The 19,936-nt window shown below is 64.7% G+C and carries 4 protein-coding genes; 1 reads left to right on the top strand and 3 read right to left on the bottom strand.

Annotated elements, in window-relative coordinates:
• Positions 1–374: 374 nt before the first annotated feature.
• The 3 genes from SGN16_RS13185 to SGN16_RS13175 form a co-directional block, all read right to left on the bottom strand.
• Positions 375–986: an aspartyl/asparaginyl beta-hydroxylase domain-containing protein gene (locus SGN16_RS13185; RefSeq protein ID WP_210644676.1), complete on the bottom strand. Its 612-nt coding sequence runs from the start codon at positions 984–986 to the stop codon at positions 375–377.
• Between the two features lie 155 nt (positions 987–1,141).
• Positions 1,142–2,512: an MFS transporter gene (locus SGN16_RS13180; protein ID WP_339102099.1), complete on the bottom strand. Its 1,371-nt coding sequence runs from the start codon at positions 2,510–2,512 to the stop codon at positions 1,142–1,144.
• Positions 2,509–3,513: a cupin-like domain-containing protein gene (locus SGN16_RS13175; RefSeq protein WP_210644673.1), complete on the bottom strand. Its 1,005-nt coding sequence runs from the start codon at positions 3,511–3,513 to the stop codon at positions 2,509–2,511. The genes SGN16_RS13180 and SGN16_RS13175 overlap by 4 nt, the downstream gene beginning before the upstream one ends.
• A 297-nt stretch (positions 3,514–3,810) precedes the next feature.
• Between SGN16_RS13175 and SGN16_RS13170 the strand changes: the two genes are divergently transcribed.
• Positions 3,811–19,935 (top strand): amino acid adenylation domain-containing protein, encoded by a 16,125-nt coding sequence (locus tag SGN16_RS13170; RefSeq protein WP_339102098.1) that lies wholly within the window; start codon positions 3,811–3,813, stop codon positions 19,933–19,935.
• The last annotated feature ends 1 nt before the right edge of the window (position 19,936 follow it).

Raw genomic sequence — 19,936 nt, 5'->3', positions numbered from 1 at the left:
TGCACACCTGGGGCAAAGCAAAACCTGTGGGAGCGAACTTGCTCCCACATTGGTTCTCGGTGGGCCACAGACTTGGCGTTCGCCACAGATCCCGTGGGAGCGAGCCTGCTCGCGATGAAGCCAGGCCAGTCACCATCACCATGACTGACCCACCGCTATCGCGAGCAGGCTCGCTCCCACACGAGTTTTTCCAGCATTAATAAATCCGGTGTCCCCATTCGTACTTGTGGGAGCGGGCTTGCCCGCGACGGGGCCGTGTCAGTCGCCATCCCAGTGACTGACCCACCGCCATCGCGAGCAAGCTCGCTCCCACAATGGAATCGCGGCGACCTCAATCTCCCGGTCGCCACCCTCCCCCCGGCCACAGATCCACCTCAAGCCACCATGTGCTTCTCACGATGAAACTCAAGATACAGCACAGTCCGGTGAGCCCGTGAAGCGTTGACGGCGAAGTGGTCGAGGGAGCCGTCGAAGATCACCAGGTTACCGTTGGTGCTCTGGTTGAAGCTGCCGTTGACGTTGAGGTAGGCATAGTTCTGGGTGGTGGGCGCGTCGATGGTCAGTTGCATGTGCAGCAAGCCTTCTTCCCAGGTACCGGTGTGGGAGTGGGTACCGAGGAACACATTGGGCTCCATGCGCAGCAAGGCACAAAGCTTGATGCCGGGGATTTTCTTCAACAGTTCGATGGTGCCGGGCATGGCGGCCTGGGCGTAGGGGATCGGTGTGTCGTAGGCGACCAGGCCATACTGGGTCCACTCCGGCATGACGTCCATGTCGTCACCCCATCCCCAGAGCCAGCCATACTCGCCGCCGGCCTCCATATGCGCGGTCACTTCGTCGACGATCTCGGTAATCGACTTGCCCACACGGTTGATAGTCAGGGTCGGCGCATCAAGGGCAAGAAATTCCTCGCGGATCACTTCCCAGTTGTCAGCCAGGTTCTTGAGTGCCGGAAAACGGCTGGGTTCATAAAACGACGGGCGCATAGTTGCTCCTTTTATTGAGGGTTGTCGATTCCGATGACGCTGCGAAGGCAGCCCTGCCCGCGTGATACGGGCACAGCAGAAGAGCCTGCAAAGGTTGACCCACCGGGCCCGACCTGTCTGTCACGGGAATCCGGTACAGCAGGCCACGCCGGGCATTACAGCGGCTCGACCTGCGGGTTGTCGGCCAGCCGTACGACGGCCGCCTGCGTGGGCGTCTCGTCCAATCGGCGCATCGGCCCATAGAGCAAAACGCTCAAGGGCAGGAGCGCAAACAGTCCGCCGGCCACGACGAACAGCAATCCGACGCCACGCCCCGGCCCTACGCCCAGCCAGCGCCCGATCGACTCGGCATAGAGGCCACCCGGCATCAGCGCCGGCTGGAACCAGTGATCCACCAGGAAGCCACCGACGATCACCGCCAGGCTGGTGGTGGCAATGGTCAACATGCTGATCAGCGCAAAGACACTGGCACGGCTGCCGGCGGGGATCCTGCGCATCCAGAGCGAGTTCACGCTGGCATCGGCGATACTCGCCATGGTGATCGCGACAAAGGCCAGCGCGCAGTACGCAACGGCCTGCGACACCATCCCCAGGGCAACGACACAGGCCGCCAGCAACAGATCGGCCACCGCCACCAGCGCCATCAAGCGCCGCGGATTGCCCATGGAAATCAACAGCCCCGCACCGGCCAGGCCACCCAGGGCCGCCCAGGTGTAGGCCATCCCCAGCGTCTGACTACCCAGGGTCGACAGCAACAACGGCGTCATCATCAAGGTGGCCAGCGACAACAATGCGGTACGCATCATGGTGTAGACCAGCAGCCCGGCCATCAGCCGTTCGGCCATGAAAAACTTCAGTGCCGCCGCAACGTTGCTCACCGCGCCCCCGAACACCGAGCCTTTGCTAGTACGCTCATGACGGTCCGACGCACCGCGCACATGGGAGAACGCCTTGATCACCAGCAAGGTGCCCGAGCAGAAGGTAATCAGGTCCACCGCCAGGATCGTCACCAGCCCGGCACTGGCCATGATCGCCCCGGCCAGCAGCGGCGCCACCAGGGCCGAAGCGTTCTTGCTGATGCTGATCAACCCCGAGGCCCGGGTGAATTTGTCGGGGGCGACAATGGTACTCACGGCGGCCTGATAGGCCGGTTTGCGAAAGGCCCCGACAATGGACGCCAGGCAATTGAAAATGTACAGGTGCAGCGGTTCCAGGCGTTCGAACCAGAGCAGCGCCATCACCCCCAGAAGCAGTATCGCCAGGCTCACATCGCAACAGACAATGATCACCCGGTGGCTGATCCGGTCGGCCAGCCCGCCCGCCAGTGGCAGAAACAGCACCGCCGGCAAGGTCGCCGCCAGCACGACATTGGCGAAGGCCACCGCCGAACCGGTATGGGTGTACACCCAGACGCCCAGGGCGAACTCCATCAACGCGGTGCCGACCACCGCCAGCGACTCCCCGCACCAGAGGAAATAGAAACCTCGGCCAAGATCAAAACCCCGGCGGCCACTGCCCAAGCTCATGGGCGCACATCGCGAGGCATGGCGACATCGATCAACTTGCTCAGCAGCCGATAACCCAGGGAATAGGCCACCGCACCCAACACCACCGGCGCATAACGGGAAAACAGATAGGTGCGCAACACCCGCCTGGCGATAGGCGAACTGATGTCGCCGCTGACGTGCAGGGGCGTCGGGAAGGTCGCCGCGACGGTGGCACCGAATTCATCGTCCATCGATTGCACCGCGTGCCACCAGTAGACCGGGATGTACAACGCATCTCCCGGCTCCACCACCGTGCGCAACGCTCGCAGTTGTCGGGTACCCGGAAAACGCCCGGTGTCGATGTCGTACAGGTAACCCGCCTGCTCGATCACCGGCTGCAATGCCCGCCAGCTGGTTTCGTCCGGCGGCAACAGCAGCACCTCCTTGGCGCCCACCACCTGGGCCATGAAGGTTTCATCGACGACATGGAAATGCCAATCGGTATAGGAGTTGCGATACAGGAAACTGCGATGAGGCGGGTAATGCCGGGACTTGCCCAACTGCGGCATGAACGGCAATCCGCCGACGTCCTCTTTCATCTGCTCGATCGCCGAGCCTTCGGAAAACCGGCAACTGTCGGCCACCCATGGCCCATCACCCTCCCCCAGGCCTGCGAGGAATTCGTGGAACGGCATTTCCCGGTAGACGCTGTTCGCATACTCGGTCAGCTCGGCCTTGACCTTGGGATTGGACCAACCAATGACCTCGGAGACGATCTGCGAACGCACCACCACCGCGCTGTTGCGTGAATGGGCTTTGAGGTAGTCCAGGCGCTTCCATTTCTGAAACGCCGGCCAATGCCGCACCGCATTCTTGACCAGGCAGGGGCGGTTGCGATTGACGTACCGCCGGGTGAAGTCCTCTTTGGAGATCGACAGCGCGTCGATCACTTCGACCGGGCCCGCCTGCGGATGATTGGGAAAACGGGACAGGCTCCAGAACTTCGATACCGGGCGATCCGATTCGGCGATTAGTGGCATTTTCGACCCTCGCAAGCACACTCAGGGCCGTTGGTATAACAGACTCGCGCGACCACGCCCAAGCACCGCACAGCCCCGTTCCTCGCCGTTGTCCCTGCTTCCCATGACAGACATCCCCCACTGGATGCTCTAATTTTTTCTCACTTTGTGAAGGGACTTCAGGCGCCCGCCCGCCACCACCAACGTCCTTCCTCACGGCTATTGATCCGCCGACTGGCAGTCGCCCAGGCCTCCACACACCGCTGCCTTTCGAACGGAGACAAAACCTCAATTGATTCTGCAAGCAGGTGCTCCGATATGGATTCGTCGACCGATATGTCGCTCTCGCAAGATTGCGTGTCCCATGAGCTGGCCTCAGTCCAGCAGGGCATCTGGCTGGACCAGATCGCGCACCCAGACCTGCCCTACTACAACATCGGCATGTCCCTGGAGATCAGGGGTGAGATCAACATCCCATTGTTCGAGAAAGCCATCGAGCTGGTCGCCAACCGTCACGATGCCCTGCGCCTGAGCTTCAGCCATGAGGGCGGCATCGGCCGCCAACGAGTCATCCCCGAGGTCAAGGTAAACCTGCAAGTGGTGGAGTTCTCCGAGGAGCAGGCTGCCGCCGGCCTGGCCATGGAGTACCTGCGCGACGCTTTCCGCCAGCCGTTCGAATCGCTGACCGGGCAGCTCTGGGAGGCGCGCATGGTCCGTTGCGGCCCGAACCTCCATTACTGGCTCAACCGCTACCACCACCTGGTCACCGACGGTATCGGCGTGGCGCTGATCGGCCACGCCGTGGGCGCGGCCTACAACGGCCTGCTGGCCGGCAATGACGAAGTCGCCCAGGGGCATTCCTACCTGTCGTTCCTGGAAGATGACCGGGCTTACCTTGCCTCGTCCCGCTACGAGCGCGACCGCCAGTTCTGGCAGGAAACCTACGCGCAAATGCCGCCATCGCTATTGCAACGCCGCGCTGACTTCAAGACCGGCCAGGCCAATGCATTGGCGCCCAGCGCCCAGGTGCAGGCGATGCTTCCCCGAGCGCTGTACAACGCCCTGACACAATTCGCCAGCGAACGCAGCCTATCGGTCGCCCACGTGCTGATCAGCGTAGTGGCCACCTATTTCTGCCGCACCGTGGGGGTCGATGAAATCGTCATCGGCATGCCCGTGCATAACCGCACCACCGCCCGTACCAAAGAAACCGCGGGCATGTTTTCCTCGGTCAGCCCGATCCGCCTGCCCGTCGACTTCGATGCTTCGCTGCTGGACCTGATGCACACTGCCGGTGGGCAACTGCGCCGCTGCTACCGTCATCAGCGCTTCCCCATCGCCGAGCTCAACCGCACCCTGCGCCTGGCACAGAGCGGACGTCGGCAGCTGTTCGACATCTCCTTGTCGTTCGAAAGCCTGGACGGCGACGATCAGTTCGGCGGCACTTCATCCACCGTCATCACCATGGATAACGGTTACGAACAGACGCCCATGGCGATCTTCGTGCGCGACTACCATCCGTTCGAAGACGTCCATCTGGACTTCAACTTCAACACTGCCTATTTCAGCCTGGAAGAAGCCCGACTCCTGCAACAGCGCATGCTCTCGATGCTCGAAGCGGTGCTGGAGCGCCATGACACCGCCGTGGGTCATTACCCGCTCATGAGCCAGGCCGAGCGGCAACGCCTGCAAGTCGAATTCAACGCCACGGCCCGCGACTATCCGCAGGACGTGTTGATCCACCAGTTGTTCGAACAGCAAGCCGAGCAGCGCCCGGCTGCCTGTGCCGTGCGCGACGAGAGCGGTCCCCTGCTCAGTTACGGCCAACTCAATCGCCAGGCCAACCGGCTCGCCCATCGCCTGATAGAACTGGGTGTGAAGCCGGATGACCGGGTGGCCGTGAGCCTCAGACGCGGGCCGGAAATGGTCGTCGCCCTGCTGGGCATTCTCAAGGCTGGGGGCGCCTACGTGCCCATCGACCCGGACCTGCCGAGCGCCCGCCAGGCATTCATGCTTGGCGACAGTGCCCCGCGAGCCGTGCTGACCAGCCAGGCACTGCTGGCCCAGTTGCCGCCGTTGGATGTTCCGCTGCTGGCACTCGATGGCAACGAAGATCAAGGTCAACTGGCCGCTCAGCCCGAACATGACCCGGCCCCGCAAGCCCTGGGCCTGACACCCCGGCACCTGGCCTACGTGCTCTACACCTCAGGCTCCACCGGCAACCCCAAGGGCGTGATGAATGAACACCTCGGGGTGGTCAACCGCCTGCTGTGGGCCCGCGACCAATACGGTGTCGATGCCAGCGACCGGGTGCTGCAAAAGACTCCGTTCGGATTTGACGTGTCGGTCTGGGAGTTTTTCCTACCGTTGCTCGCCGGCGCCGAGCTGGTCATGGCTCGTCCGGGCGGCCACCAGGAGCCGGATTACCTGGCCCGATTGATGCGCCAGGCTGGCATCACGCTGCTGCACTTCGTACCGTCGATGCTCGACATGTTCCTCGAACACCATGACAGGCAGGACTTCCCTGCCCTGCGCCGCGTGCTGTGCAGCGGCGAAGCCCTGCCTCGCGGCCTGCAACGGCGCTTCGAACAACAACTGGCGGGGGTCGAGCTGCACAATCTCTATGGCCCGACCGAAGCGGCCATCGACGTCACCGCCTGGCAGTGCCGGCCCAGTGACCCCGGCGAAAGCGTGCCCATCGGCAAGCCGATCGCCAACATCCAGATGCATGTCCTCGATGCCCGGGGCGAACCCCAACCGTTGGGCATCGCCGGGGAGCTGCACATCGGCGGCATCGGCGTCGCCCGAGGCTACCTGAACCAAGCGGAACTGAGCGCCGAACGCTTCATCGCCGACCCGTTCAGCCAAGAACCCAACGCACGCCTGTACAAGACTGGCGACCTTGGCCGCTGGCTGGCCAACGGTGCATTGGAGTACCTGGGACGCAACGACTTCCAGGTTAAAATCCGCGGCCTGCGCATCGAGATCGGCGAAGTCGAAGCGGCCCTGGCCCTGTGCCCCGGCGTTCGCGAAGTGGTGGTCATTGCTCGGGAAGACCATCCTGGGCAACCGGACAGCAAACGCCTGGTTGCCTACGTCTGCGGTGAGCCGGTACCGGCCGAACAACTGCGCAGCACCCTGCTCAAGCACCTGCCCGAATACATGGTGCCCAGCGCCTTCGTGCACCTGGACGCCCTGCCCCTCACCGCCAATGGCAAGCTCGACCGTCGCGCCCTGCCCGCGCCCGGCCTGGAGTCCCTGGCGAGCAAAACCTACGAGGCGCCCCAGGGCGACACCGAACTCGCCATTGCCGATATCTGGAAAAACCTGCTTGGCCTGGATCAGGTCGGTCGTCATGACGGCTTCCTCGAACTCGGCGGCCATTCGCTGCTGACCGTGCAACTGCAAGCGCGCCTGCACCAGGACCTCGGTGTCGAGATCGACCTGCGTACCCTCTTCGCCCAGACCTCGTTGAGTGAACTGGCCCAGCAGGTGGAACAGGCCGGCCAGTCCCAGGTCCAGCCGATTGCCGTGGTGTCCCGCGACCAGCTCTTGCCGCTGTCCCTGGCCCAACAACGCCTGTGGTTCCTCGATCAACTGGACCACGCCGCCAGCGTCGCCTATCACATGCCCGCCGCCCTGCACCTGCGTGGCCAGCTGGATCGCCACGCCTTGCAGCGCGCCCTGGACCGCATCGTCGCCCGCCACGAAAGCCTGCGCACCACCTTCGAACGCCATGACGGCGAGGTCCGCCAGCGCTTCGCCGCCGCCGACATCGGCTTCGCCTTGCAGGAACACGACCTGCAAGCCCTCGATGCCGAGGCCCGGCAAGCGGCCGTCGAGCAACTGACCCAGGCCGAAGCCCGCGATGCCTTTGACCTGAGCCAGGGGCCACTGATTCGTGGCCGCCTGCTGCGCCTGGACGCCGACGAACACATCCTGCTGGTGACCCAGCACCACATCGTCTCCGACGGTTGGTCGGTGGCGGTGTTGATCGGTGAATTCAACGCGCTTTATGCCGCGTTCAGCCAGGGTCTCGACGATCCACTGCCGGCCCTGGCCCTGCAATACGCCGACTATGCCGCCTGGCAACAGCAACACTTGCAAGGTGAACGCCTGCACGCCCAGGTCGGCTTCTGGAAGGAACACCTCAGCGGCGCCCCGGCGCTGCTGGAACTGCCCAGCGACCATAACCGCCCGCAAGTGCAAAGCTACCAGGGTGCCGCGCTGGCCCTGCAACTGCCCGCAGCACTCAGCACTCGCCTGCGCCGCTTCAGCCAGCAACAGGGCCTGACCCCGTTCATGACCCTGCTCGGCGCCTGGTCGATCCTGCTTTCGCGCCTGAGCAACCAGCCGCAAGTGGTGGTTGGCACCCCGGTGGCCAACCGTCCACGCCAGGAAACCGAGGCGCTGATCGGCTTCTTCGTCAACACCCTGGCCCTGCGCATCGACGTCCAGGCCCACAGCCGTGTCGACCAGTTGCTGGAACAGATCAAGGCCACCACCCTCGACGCCTACAGCCATCAGGACCTGCCGTTCGAACAGGTGGTCGAAGTCCTGCAACCGGAACGCAGCCTGGGCCACAGCCCGCTGTTCCAGGCCATGCTGGTGCTGGGCAATACCCCGCGCGACCAGGCTTTGGAACTGCCAGGCTTGAGCCTGACCCCGCTGCCACAACCTACCGGCACTACGCAGTTCGACGTGAGCTTGTCGCTCAATGACGATGGCGAAACCATCAGCGGCCAGTTCGAATACGCCACCGATCTGTTCGCTGAAAGCACCATCGCCCGTTGGGGCCAGCATTTGCTGCACCTGCTCGACGCGATGCTCGACGATGCCCACCAAGCGCTGGCAACCCTGCCGTTGCTGGACAACCAGCAACGCCGGCAACTGCTCGGTGGCTTCAATCAGACCCATGCCCCGTTTCCCGAGGGCAGGCTGGTGCATGAGTGGTTCGAACAACAGGTGCTGGATCGCCCCCGCGCCATTGCTGTCCAGGCTGAAAACAGCCGCCTCAGCTATGGCGAACTCAATGCCCGGGCCAACCGTATCGCTCACCGCTTGATCGCCGCCGGCCTGCGCCCGGATGAACGCGTGGCGCTGCTGGTGGAACGCAGCCCCGAGATGATCATTGGTATCCTCGCCATCCTCAAGGCCGGCGGCGCCTATGTGCCGCTGGACCCGAACTATCCGCAGGATCGCCTGCAGCACATGCTCAGCGACAGCTCGCCGCGGGTATTACTGAGCCAAGGCAACCTGGCCGGACATCTGCCACCGCTGCCGATTGCGCAACTGTCGCTGGACGATCCAGCCGCTGGCGATGAACGCAACCCGCGGGTCGAAGGCTTGACCTCCCGGCACCTGGCCTACGTCATGTACACCTCAGGCTCCACCGGCAAGCCAAAGGGGGTGATGCTCGAACACCGTTCGGTGTGCAACCAGATCGGCGCCCTGCAAGAGCGTTATGGCCTCAACCCGGAAGACCGCATCCTGCAGTTCGCCACCATGACCTTCGACATGTCGGTTGAAGAGATTTTCGGGGCGTTGCTGTCCGGTGCCACCCTGGTTCTGCGCAGCGATGCCTGGATTGCCGGGACTGCGGCCTTCGCCGCACTGTGCGAACAACATGCGATCAGCGTCGCCAACCTGCCGACCGTGTTCTGGCAGCAGGTCAGCCGCGACCTGCATGTACCGCTGCCCACCTCGCTGCGTCAGTTCATGATCGGTGGCGAAGCGGTGGGTAAACAGGCCGTGACCCAGTGGTTCGCCCGGGCCGGTCATCGCCCGGCGCTGTTCAATGCCTACGGCCCGACCGAAGCCACCGTGAACGCCTCGATCCGCCTGATGGAAAGCGACCACGACGACTTCCGCTCGATCGGCAAACCGGTACGCAACACCCAGCTGCACGTGCTCGATGCCAGCGGCAACCTCGTCCCACTGGGGGTCGCCGGAGAAATTCACATTGGCGGTGTCGGTGTCGCGCGCGGTTACCTCAATCGCCAGGAGCTGACCGCCGAACGCTTCATTGCCGACCCGTTCAGCACCGACCCGGACGCGCGCCTGTACAAGACCGGCGACCTTGGCCGCTGGCTGGCCGATGGCACTCTCCAGTACCTGGGGCGCAACGACGATCAGGTGAAGATCCGCGGTTTCCGTGTGGAGCTGGGCGAGATCGAAGCCATCCTCGCCGGCTGCGCCGGTGTGCGTGAAGCAGTGGTGGTGGCTCAGGAAAGCAGACCGGGCCAATCGGAAAGCAAGCGCTTGATCGCCTACCTGTGCGGTGAATCGGTCCCCGTGGAACAACTACGCACCGCCTTGTTGGCGGCGCTGCCTGAATACATGGTGCCCAGCGCCTTTGTGCATCTCGAAGCCCTGCCACTGACGCCCAACGGCAAACTCGACCGCCGCGCCCTGCCCGCACCGGGCCAGGAAGCATTCGCCAGCCGGGCCTACGAGGCACCGCGGGGCGAGGTCGAGCAGATCGTCGCGACCGTCTGGCAGGATCTGCTGGGCATCGAGAAAGTCGGCCGGCATGACCGTTTCTTCGAACTCGGCGGGCATTCGCTACTGGCGGTGAGCCTGATCGACCGTTTGCGCCAGCACGGCCTCAGCGCCACGGTGCGCACCGTGTTCACCGCGCCCAGCGTACGGGAGATGGCCCAGGCCCTGAGCCGCAGCGAGGAAGTCTTGTTCCTGGCCCCGGCCAACCGGATTCCGGCCGACTGCACGGCGTTGACGCCGGACATGCTGCCCCTGGTGGAACTGACCTCGACCCAGCTCGAACGTATCGTCAGCGCCGTGCCTGGCGGTGCCGCGAACATCCAGGACATCTACCCGCTGGCGCCACTGCAGCAAGGCATCCTGTTCCATCATTTGCTCGGGCATGAAGGCGACGCCTATCTGGTGCGCTCGATGATCGAGTTCGACGACCGCCAGCGCCTCGATGCCTTTGTCGCGGCCCTGCAAGTGGTCATTGACCGCCACGACATCCTGCGCAGCGCCGTACATTGGGTCGGCCAGCCGCAAGCGGTGCAGGTGGTGCAACGTCGGGCCGAGCTACCGGTCCAGCCCATCACCCTGACGGCCGATGAGGATCCGCGCGCGCAACTGGAGCGTTTGAGCGATCCACGACACCTGCGCCTGGATTTGCAACAGGCACCGCTGATGCGCGCCTGCATCGCCCAGGACCCGCATTCCCGACGCTGGTGGCTGGCCCTGCTGGACCACCACATGATCAGCGACCACGTGTCCCTGGGCATCGTGCTCGAGGAAATCCAGACCCTGATGCAGGGCCAGGGTGCCAACCTGCCCACACCCATGCCGTATCGGGAGTTCGTCGCGCAGATTCTCGCCACTCCGCCCCAGGCCCACGAAGCCTATTTCGCCGGGCGCCTGGCCAGTGTCGATGAGCCGACGGCCCCATTCGGTGTGCTGGATGTCCAGGGCGACGGTGCCCAGGTGGTGGAAACCAGCGTGCGTCTCGACCCGGCCCTGAGCCTGCGGATCCGCGCGCAATCGCGCACGGCCGGGGTGACGCCGGCGGTACTGTTTCATCTGGCCTGGGCCCAGGTGCTCGCGCGTTGCACCGGGCGTGATGACGTGGTGTTCGGCACCGTGGTCGCCGGACGCCTGCAAGGTTCGCTGGGCGCCGACCGGGCCCTTGGCGTGTTCATCAACACCCTGCCAGTACGGGTGCGATTGGCCGGGCTCAGCGTCAGCGCGCTGGTGGACGAAACCTATCGCGACCTCAGCGAACTGCTCGCCCACGAACAGGCCTCTCTGGCCCTGGCCCAGCGTTGCAGCGGCGTTGGCGCGGGCCTGCCGCTGTTCACCACCTTGCTCAACTACCGCCATCAGACCGACGGCGGCTCGTTGGCCAACGCAGACCAGGTCCTGGCCTGGGACGGTGTGCGCTTCCTCAGCAACGAAGCCCGCACCAACTATCCGATCGAAGTGGCCGTGGCGGATGAAGGCGACGACTTCTCCCTGACCGCCCAAGCCATCACTGGCATCGACCCGCAACGCATCGCCGCCTACCTCGGCCAAGCCGTGGCGGCCCTGGTGGAAGCCCTTGAACAGGCCCCCGAACGCCTCGCCAGCGATCTGAAAGTGCTGCCCGACACCGAGCGGCAATTGCTGCTGGGCGACTTCAACCACACTGCCAGCGATTTCGGGCCTGCACAGCCGATCCACACCCTGTTCGAAACCCAGGTCCAGGCCAATCCCGAGGCCGTGGCCCTGGTTTGCGAGAGCCAGCAACTGAGCTACCGCCAGCTCAATCGCCGCGCCAACCACCTGGCCCGGCAATTACTCGAACTCGGTATCCAACCCGATCAACGCGTGGCGATCTGCGCCGAGCGCAGCCTGGACATGATCGTCGGCCTGCTGGGTGTGCTCAAGGCCGGCGCCGCCTACGTGCCGATCGACCCGGCCCATCCTGCCGAGCGCATGGCGTTCATGCTGCAGGACAGCCAGCCACGGGCCTTGTTGAGCCAATCGGCCCTCAGCTTGCCGTCCGGCGAGCTGCCGCTGTTGTTGCTCGACACGGTTGATTCGTTGCAGGCTGCGAGCAATCCAGCCCTCGATGGCAACCCGCAAGTGCCAGGCCTGACAGCCGAGCACCTGGCCTACGTGATCTACACCTCCGGTTCCACCGGCCAGTCCAAGGGCGTGATGGTCGAGCACCGTTCGGTGTTCAACTTCTGGCAGGTGCTGACCCGCACCACCCACCGGTATTGCCCAACACAGGCCACCGTGGCGCTGAATGCCGGGTTCTTCTTCGACATGTCGATCAAGGGCATCTCGCAGCTGTTCTCCGGCCACCGCCTGGTGATCATCCCGCAACTGATCCGCGCCAGCGGCCACGAGCTGCTGGACTTCCTCGAACAGCACCAGGTGCACGCCTTCGACTCCACGCCGTCGCAGCTCGACACCCTGCTCGCCGCCGGCCTGCTGGAGCGCCAGAGCTATCAGCCGGTGAGCGTGCTGCTCGGTGGCGAGGCGATCAACGCCGCGACCTGGGAGAAACTGCGCAACTGCCCAAGCATTCGCTTCTACAATATGTACGGCCCGACCGAATGCACGGTGGACGCCACCATCGACCTGATCCGCGACCTCGGCGAGCGGCCGAGCATTGGCCGGCCGATTGCCAACGTCCAGGTGCACGTGCTCGACGCCCGGGGCGAACCGACGCCGCTGGGCGTGGCCGGTGAACTGCACATCGGCGGTGCCGGTGTGGCGCGCGGTTACCTGAACCGCCCGGAGCTGAGTGCCGAACGGTTCATCGCCGATCCGTTCAGCACTGAACCAAACGCACGCCTGTACAAGACCGGTGACCTTGGCCGCTGGTTAGCCGATGGCACGCTGGAGTACCTGGGGCGTAATGACTTCCAGGTGAAGATCCGTGGCTTCCGCATCGAATTGGGTGAGATTGAAAACCTGTTGCGGGGCTGCGCCGGTGTCACCGACGCCGTCGTGATCGCCCGGGACGACAATCGCCTCGTGGCGTACCTGTGCGGCGAACCGGTCAGTGCCGAGCAACTGCGCAGCACCCTGCTCAAGCACCTGCCCGAATACATGGTGCCCAGCGCCTTCGTGCACCTGGACGCCCTGCCCCTCACCGCCAACGGCAAGCTCGACCGCCGCGCCCTGCCCGCGCCCGGCCTGGAGTCCCTGGCGAGCAAAACCTACGAAGCGCCCCAGGGCGACACTGAACTCGCCATTGCCGATATCTGGAAAAACCTGCTTGGCCTGGATCAGGTCGGCCGTCACGACGGCTTCCTCGAACTCGGCGGTCACTCGCTGCTGACCGTGCAACTGCAAGCGCGCCTGCACCAGGACCTCGGTGTCGAGATCGACCTGCGTACCCTCTTCGCCCAGACCTCGTTGAGTGAACTGGCCCAACAGGTGGAACAGGCCGGCCAGTCCCAGGTCCAGCCGATTGCCGTGGTGTCCCGCGACCAGCCCTTGCCGCTGTCCCTGGCCCAACAACGCCTGTGGTTCCTCGATCAACTGGACCACGCCGCCAGCGTCGCCTATCACATGCCCGCCGCCCTGCACCTGCGTGGCCAGCTGGATCGCCACGCCTTGCAGCGCGCCCTGGACCGCATCGTCGCCCGCCACGAAAGCCTGCGCACCACCTTCGAACGCCATGACGGCGAGGTCCGCCAGCGCTTCGCCGCCGCCGACATCGGCTTCGCCTTGCAGGAACACGACCTGCAAGCCCTCGACGCCGAGGCCCGGCAAGCGGCCGTCGAGCAACTGACCCAGGCCGAAGCCCGCGATGCCTTTGACCTGAGCCAGGGGCCACTGATTCGTGGCCGCCTGCTGCGCCTGGACGCCGACGAACACATCCTGCTGGTGACCCAGCACCACATCGTCTCCGACGGTTGGTCGGTGGCGGTGTTGATCGGTGAATTCAACGCGCTCTATGCCGCGTTCAGCCAGGATCTCGACGATCCACTGCCGGCCCTGGCCCTGCAATACGCCGACTATGCCGCCTGGCAACAGCAACACTTGCAAGGTGAACGCCTGCACGCCCAGGTCGGCTTCTGGAAGGAACACCTCAGCGGTGCCCCGGCGCTGCTGGAACTGCCCAGCGACCATAACCGCCCGCAAGTGCAAAGCTACCAGGGTGCCGCGCTGGCCCTGCAACTGCCCGCAGCACTCAGCACTCGCCTGCGCCGCTTCAGCCAGCAACAGGGCCTGACGCCGTTCATGACCCTGCTCGGCGCCTGGTCGATCCTGCTTTCGCGCCTGAGCAACCAGCCGCAAGTGGTGGTCGGCACCCCGGTGGCCAACCGTCCACGCCAGGAAACCGAGGCGCTGATCGGCTTCTTCGTCAACACCCTGGCCCTGCGCATCGACGTCCAGGCCCACAGCCGTGTCGACCAGTTGCTGGAACAGATCAAGGCCACCACCCTCGACGCCTACAGCCATCAGGACCTGCCGTTCGAACAGGTGGTCGAAGTCCTGCAACCGGAACGCAGCCTGGGCCACAGCCCGCTGTTCCAGGCCATGCTGGTGCTGGGCAATACCCCGCGCGACCAGGCTTTGGAACTGCCAGGCTTGAGCCTGACCCCGCTGCCACAACCTACCGGCACCACGCAGTTCGACGTGAGCTTGTCGCTCAATGACGATGGTGAAACCATCAGCGGCCAGTTCGAATACGCCACCGACCTGTTCGCTGAAAGCACCATCGCCCGTTGGGGCCAGCATTTGCTGCACCTGCTCGACGCGATGCTCGACGATGCCAACCAAGCGCTGGCAACCCTGCCGTTGCTGGATGACTCGCAGCGCCAACAACTGCTGGAAACCTTCAACCCGGCCAGTGTCGCTTTGGACGAAAGCCCAAGCCGTTTCCCGCACGTGGTGTTCGAAGCACAGGCGAGCCGCACCCCGGACGCCGTGGCGCTGGTCTGCGCAGGACAAACCCTGAGCTACGCCGAACTCAATGCCCAGGCCAACCGCGTCGCCCACACGCTGATCGCCCTGGGCGTGCAACCCGACGACACCGTCGGCCTCTGCGCCCGCCGCAGTGCGCAAATGGTCATTGGCCTGCTGGGCATCCTCAAGGCCGGTGCGGCCTATGTGCCGCTCGATCCGCAGTACCCGGCGCAACGTCTGGCCCATATGCTGGGCGACAGCAAGCCACGAGCCCTGGTTCGCCAGCAAGGCCTGGACGAATTGCCGCTGCCCCAAGGCCTGGCAACGCTGGAGCTGGGCAGCGCGGCGCTGCTGCAAGCCCCTGCTCACAACCCCCAAGTAACAGCGCTGGGCTTCGGCCACCTGGCCTACGTGATCTACACCTCCGGCTCCACCGGCTTGCCCAAAGGCGTGATGGTCGAACATCGCGGCCTGCGCAACCTGCTGGACTGGTACCTCGAAGACCTGGCGTTCGATGCTGGCGATGCCGTGCTGCTCGCGTCCTCCTACAACTTCGACCTGACCCAGAAAAACATCCTCGCGCCACTGCTGGTCGGCGCCACGCTGCACCTGGCCGAAGAACCCTTCAACCCCGGCGCCATCGTCGCGCAAATCGCCGACGCCGGCATCACGCACCTCAACATGTCGCCCAGCGCCTTCCACGCGCTGGTGGACGCCGACCATCAACAAGCCCTTGCCTGTCTGAAACGGGTGGTGTTGGGCGGTGAGCCGATCCAGCTCGCCATGCTGGAAAAACTCCCTCTGCCACGGCCAACGGTGATCAACAGCTACGGGCCGACCGAGTGCAGTGACGTGGTCGCCTGGTACACCGCTGACAGCGATCTCGAGACCTACCGGCACCAGTCGATCCCGATTGGCCGACCGATCCGCAACATGCAATTGCATGTACTGGACAGCCACGGGCAGTTGCTGCCGGTGGGCGTACCCGGTGAGATCCACATCGGCGGTATCGGAGTCGCGCGCGGCTACCTCAACCTGCCGCGGCTCAGCGCCGAGCGCTTTATCGCCGACCCGTTCTATGGCAAGGCCGACGCCCGGCTGTACAAGACCGGCGACATCGGTCGCTGGTTGCCCGACGGCACGTTGCAGTACCTGGGCCGTAACGACGATCAGGTGAAGATCCGCGGCCTGCGTGTCGAACTGGGGGAGATCGAAGCCGCCCTCGCTGCTCTCGCGGGGGTTCGCGAAGCGGCGGTCGTTGCCCGCGATCACCAGTCCGGCAAACGCCTGGTTGCCTACCTGTGCGGCGAACCGGCCGCTGCCGGACAATTGCGCGCCGAACTGCTCAGTCGCCTGCCCGAACACATGGTGCCCAGCGCCTTCGTGGTGCTGGACGCATTCCCGCTTACCCCCAACGGCAAGCTCGACCGCCGCGCCCTGCCCGAACCGGATCAGGATGCCTACGCCAGCCGCGCCTACGAGGCACCTGAAGGACGTGTGGAACAGATCCTGGCCGATATCTGGCAAGCCTTGCTGGGGGTCGAGCGCATTGGTCGTCACGACGGTTTCTTTGAACTGGGCGGCCACTCGCTGATGGCCATCAGCCTGATCGAACGCTTGCGCGAACAAGGCCTGAACGCCAACGTGCGCATGGTTTTCAGCGCCCCGAGCCTGCGGGAGCTGGCCCTGGCCCTGACGACCACCACAAGCTCGGTTTTCCAGGCTCCGGCCAATCGCATTCCGGACACTTGCCTGGCACTGACACCGCAGATGTTGCCGCTGGTGGAGCTGACCTCGGCTCAGCTCGAACACATCGTCGCTGCCGTGCCCGGGGGGGCGCAGAATATCCAAGACATCTACCCCCTGGCACCATTGCAACAAGGCATCCTGTTCCATCATTTGCTCGGGCATGAAGGCGACGCCTATCTGGTGCGCTCGATGCTCGAGTTCGACGACCGCCAGCGCCTCGACGCCTTCATCGCCGCCTTGCAACAGGTGATCGACCGCCACGATATCCTGCGCACCTGCGTGCATTGGGACGGTTTGCCCCAACCGGTGCAGGTTGTACAGCGCCAGGCGCGGTTGCCGGTGCACAGTGTTTCCCTCGACGGCCACAAGGACCCGCGCAGCCAGCTCGAAGCCTTGAGCGACCCACGGCAACTGCGCCTGGATCTGCGCCAGGCGCCGCTGATGCGTGCCTGCATCGCCCAGGATCCGCACTCCGAACGCTGGCTGCTGGCGCTGCTCAACCACCACATGGCCAGCGACCATGTGACCCTGGAAATCGTCCTGGAAGAAATCCACGCGATCCTCCATGGACAAAGCGACAGCCTGGCGGCACCACAGCCCTATCGCGACTTCATTGCCCAGGCCCAGGCCATCCCGGCCGAAGTTCACGAAGCTTACTTCACCCGCCGGCTGGCGGATGTCGATGCCCCCACCGCACCCTTCGATCTGTTGGAAGTGCAAGGCGACGGCAGCCATATCGAAGAAGCCAGCGTGCAGTTGGGCGTCGAGCTCAACCTGCGCATCCGCGCCCAGGCCCGGGAGCGAGGCATCACTCCGGCGACGCTGTTCCATGTTGCCTGGGCCCAGGTCCTGGCCCGCTGCACCGGTCGCGAGGATGTGGTATTCGGTACGGTGGTCGCCGGGCGCCTGCAAGGCTCGGCCGGTGCCGAACGGGCCTTGGGCGTGTTCATCAACACCCTGCCGGTGCGCCTGCAGCTAAACGCCGGGGCCAATGAACAGGTCCTGGCCACGCACCGCGACCTGATCGAGCTGCTGGACCACGAACAGGCCTCCCTGGCCCTGGCGCAGCGTTGCAGTGGCGTACCCAACGCCTTGCCGCTGTTCACCACGCTGCTCAACTATCGCCACCAGCGCGACGACAGCCAGCTGCACTGGCCGGGCATGCGCATCCTCGACAGTGCCGAGCGGACCAATTACCCCTTGACCCTGTCGGTCAACGACTATGGCGATGCCTTGGGCCTGACCGTGCAAAGTGTGCAGGGGGTTGACCCGCAGCGCATCTGCGCCTTGATGCAACGGGCGCTGGAGCAACTGACCCAGGCCCTGATGTACACGCCACAGATCCCACTCACGCAACTGGACGTGCTGCCTGCCCAGGAGCGCACCCTACTGCTGGAAACCTTTAACCAGACCGAGGTGGACTACCCGACGCACCTGTGCATTCAACAGCTGTTCGAAGCGCAGGTGCGCCGCACGCCGAACGCCTGTGCCCTGCTCGACAGCCGACAATCGCTCAGTTACGCCGAGCTCAATGCCCAAGCCAACGCTCTGGCGCACCAGTTGATCGCGGCCGGGGTCCAACCGGGGGATCTGGTGGCCATCTGTGTCGAACGCAGCGTGGCGATGATCAGTGGCCTGCTGGGGATTCTCAAGGCCGGAGGCGCCTACGTGCCGCTGGATCCGAGCTACCCGGCCGAGCGCCTGGCCTCGATTATCGAGGACGCCAGGCCGCGCCTGTTGCTGGCCGATCCGGTCGGTCGCGCGGCCGTGGGCACACTGCAGGAGGGCACTCGCTACCTGGCCATCGAACGGGCGCTGGCGGTGCGTTCGAGCAGCCAGGACCCACAATGGGATGCCCAGGGCCTGACCCCGGCGCACCTGGCCTACGTGATCTACACCTCGGGCTCCACCGGCAGACCCAAGGGAGTGATGATCGAGCACCGTAACCTGGTGGCCTCGACGCTGGCCCGCGGCACGGTGTATGGGCCGGCAACCGACAAGCGCTTCCTGCTGTTGTCGTCGATTGCCTTCGACAGTTCCGTGGCCGGGGTCTTCGGCACCCTGGTGGGTGGCGGCACCTTGTGCATCCCGGATGCCGAGACCGCCCGGGATCCCGACGCCATCGCCAGGTTCATTGGCGAACAGGCCATCACCTCGCTGCTGTGCGTGCCGTCCCTGGGACGTCTGGTGCTGGCAAGCCTGGCCAGCGGCAACGGTCATGGCCACCTGCAAGAAATGATCGTCGCCGGCGAAGCCTGTCCCGCGCAGTTGGTGCAGGCGTGTGCCGGGCTGGAACCTGAGATCACTCTGTACAACGAGTACGGCCCCACCGAAGCCACCGTATGGACCACGGTGCATCGCTGCACCGCCCAGGACCGGGGCACGGTGCCCATCGGGCGGGCGATCCCCAACAGTCGCCTGTACGTGCTGGACGAACAGCGCGAGCCGGTGCCACTCGGCGTGCCGGGCGAATTGTACGTAGGCGGCGCGGGGGTCGCGCGAGGCTACCTGGACCGGGCGTCACTGAACGCCGAACACTTCCTCAACGACCCGTTCGCCCCAGGCGACGCGCCACGGATGTACCGCACCGGCGACCTGGTGCGCATGCGCGCCGATGGGGTGCTCGAGTTCCTCGGACGCAACGACCAACAGGTCAAGATCCGTGGTTTCCGTATCGAACCCGGTGAGATCGAAGCCCTCATGCTGACCCTGCCTGGGGTCCGCGAGGCGGCAGTTATCGCCCGCGAAGACACACCAGGGGCGATGCGTCTGGTGGCCTACCTGAGTGTCGAACCGCACCTGGCCGGCCGCAATGCCAGCAGCACGCTGCGGCCTTACCTGACCTCGCAGCTACCGGACTACATGGTCCCCGCCGCGTTCGTGGTGGTCGAGCAACTGCCGCTGAGCCCCAACGGCAAGCTGGACCGCCGCGCCCTACCCGCTCCCCGCAGCGAAGACTTTGCCTATCGCCAGTACGAAGCGCCCAACGGTGAAACCGAAACGTTGCTGGCGCAGATCTGGGCCGACCTGCTGGGCCTGGAACGGATCGGCCGGCACGACGACTTCTTCGAACTCGGCGGCCACTCACTGTTGGCGGTGCAGGTCACGCTGCGGGCGAGAGAAACCTTCGGTGTCGAAGTGCCGCTCAGAGGATTGTTCGAACACCCCTCGCTGCTGGCCCTGGCCGACCTGATCAACACCCTGCAACTGGCGCAGTACGAGTCGGATGAATTGCTCGACCTGCAACAAGAAATGGCTTCGCTGTCTGAAAGCGAACTGCTCGCTATCGTCTCCAAGGATGCTGAATAAA

Source organism: Pseudomonas sp. G166, assembly GCF_037027455.2.
GTDB lineage: Bacteria > Pseudomonadota > Gammaproteobacteria > Pseudomonadales > Pseudomonadaceae > Aquipseudomonas.
The sequence above is the reverse complement of the archived record's forward strand: the minus strand, read 5'-3'. Positions and strand labels throughout refer to the sequence as shown.

Bases quoted from the DNA above. Each gene is read 5' to 3' on its own strand.
- SGN16_RS13185 (WP_210644676.1), bottom strand. From the start codon at position 986: ATGCGCCCGTCGTTTTATGAACCCAGCCGTTTTCCGGCACTCAAGAAC.
- SGN16_RS13180 (WP_339102099.1), bottom strand. From the start codon at position 2,512: ATGAGCTTGGGCAGTGGCCGCCGGGGTTTTGATCTTGGCCGAGGTTTC.
- SGN16_RS13175 (WP_210644673.1), bottom strand. From the start codon at position 3,513: ATGCCACTAATCGCCGAATCGGATCGCCCGGTATCGAAGTTCTGGAGC.
- SGN16_RS13170 (WP_339102098.1), top strand. From the start codon at position 3,811: ATGGATTCGTCGACCGATATGTCGCTCTCGCAAGATTGCGTGTCCCAT.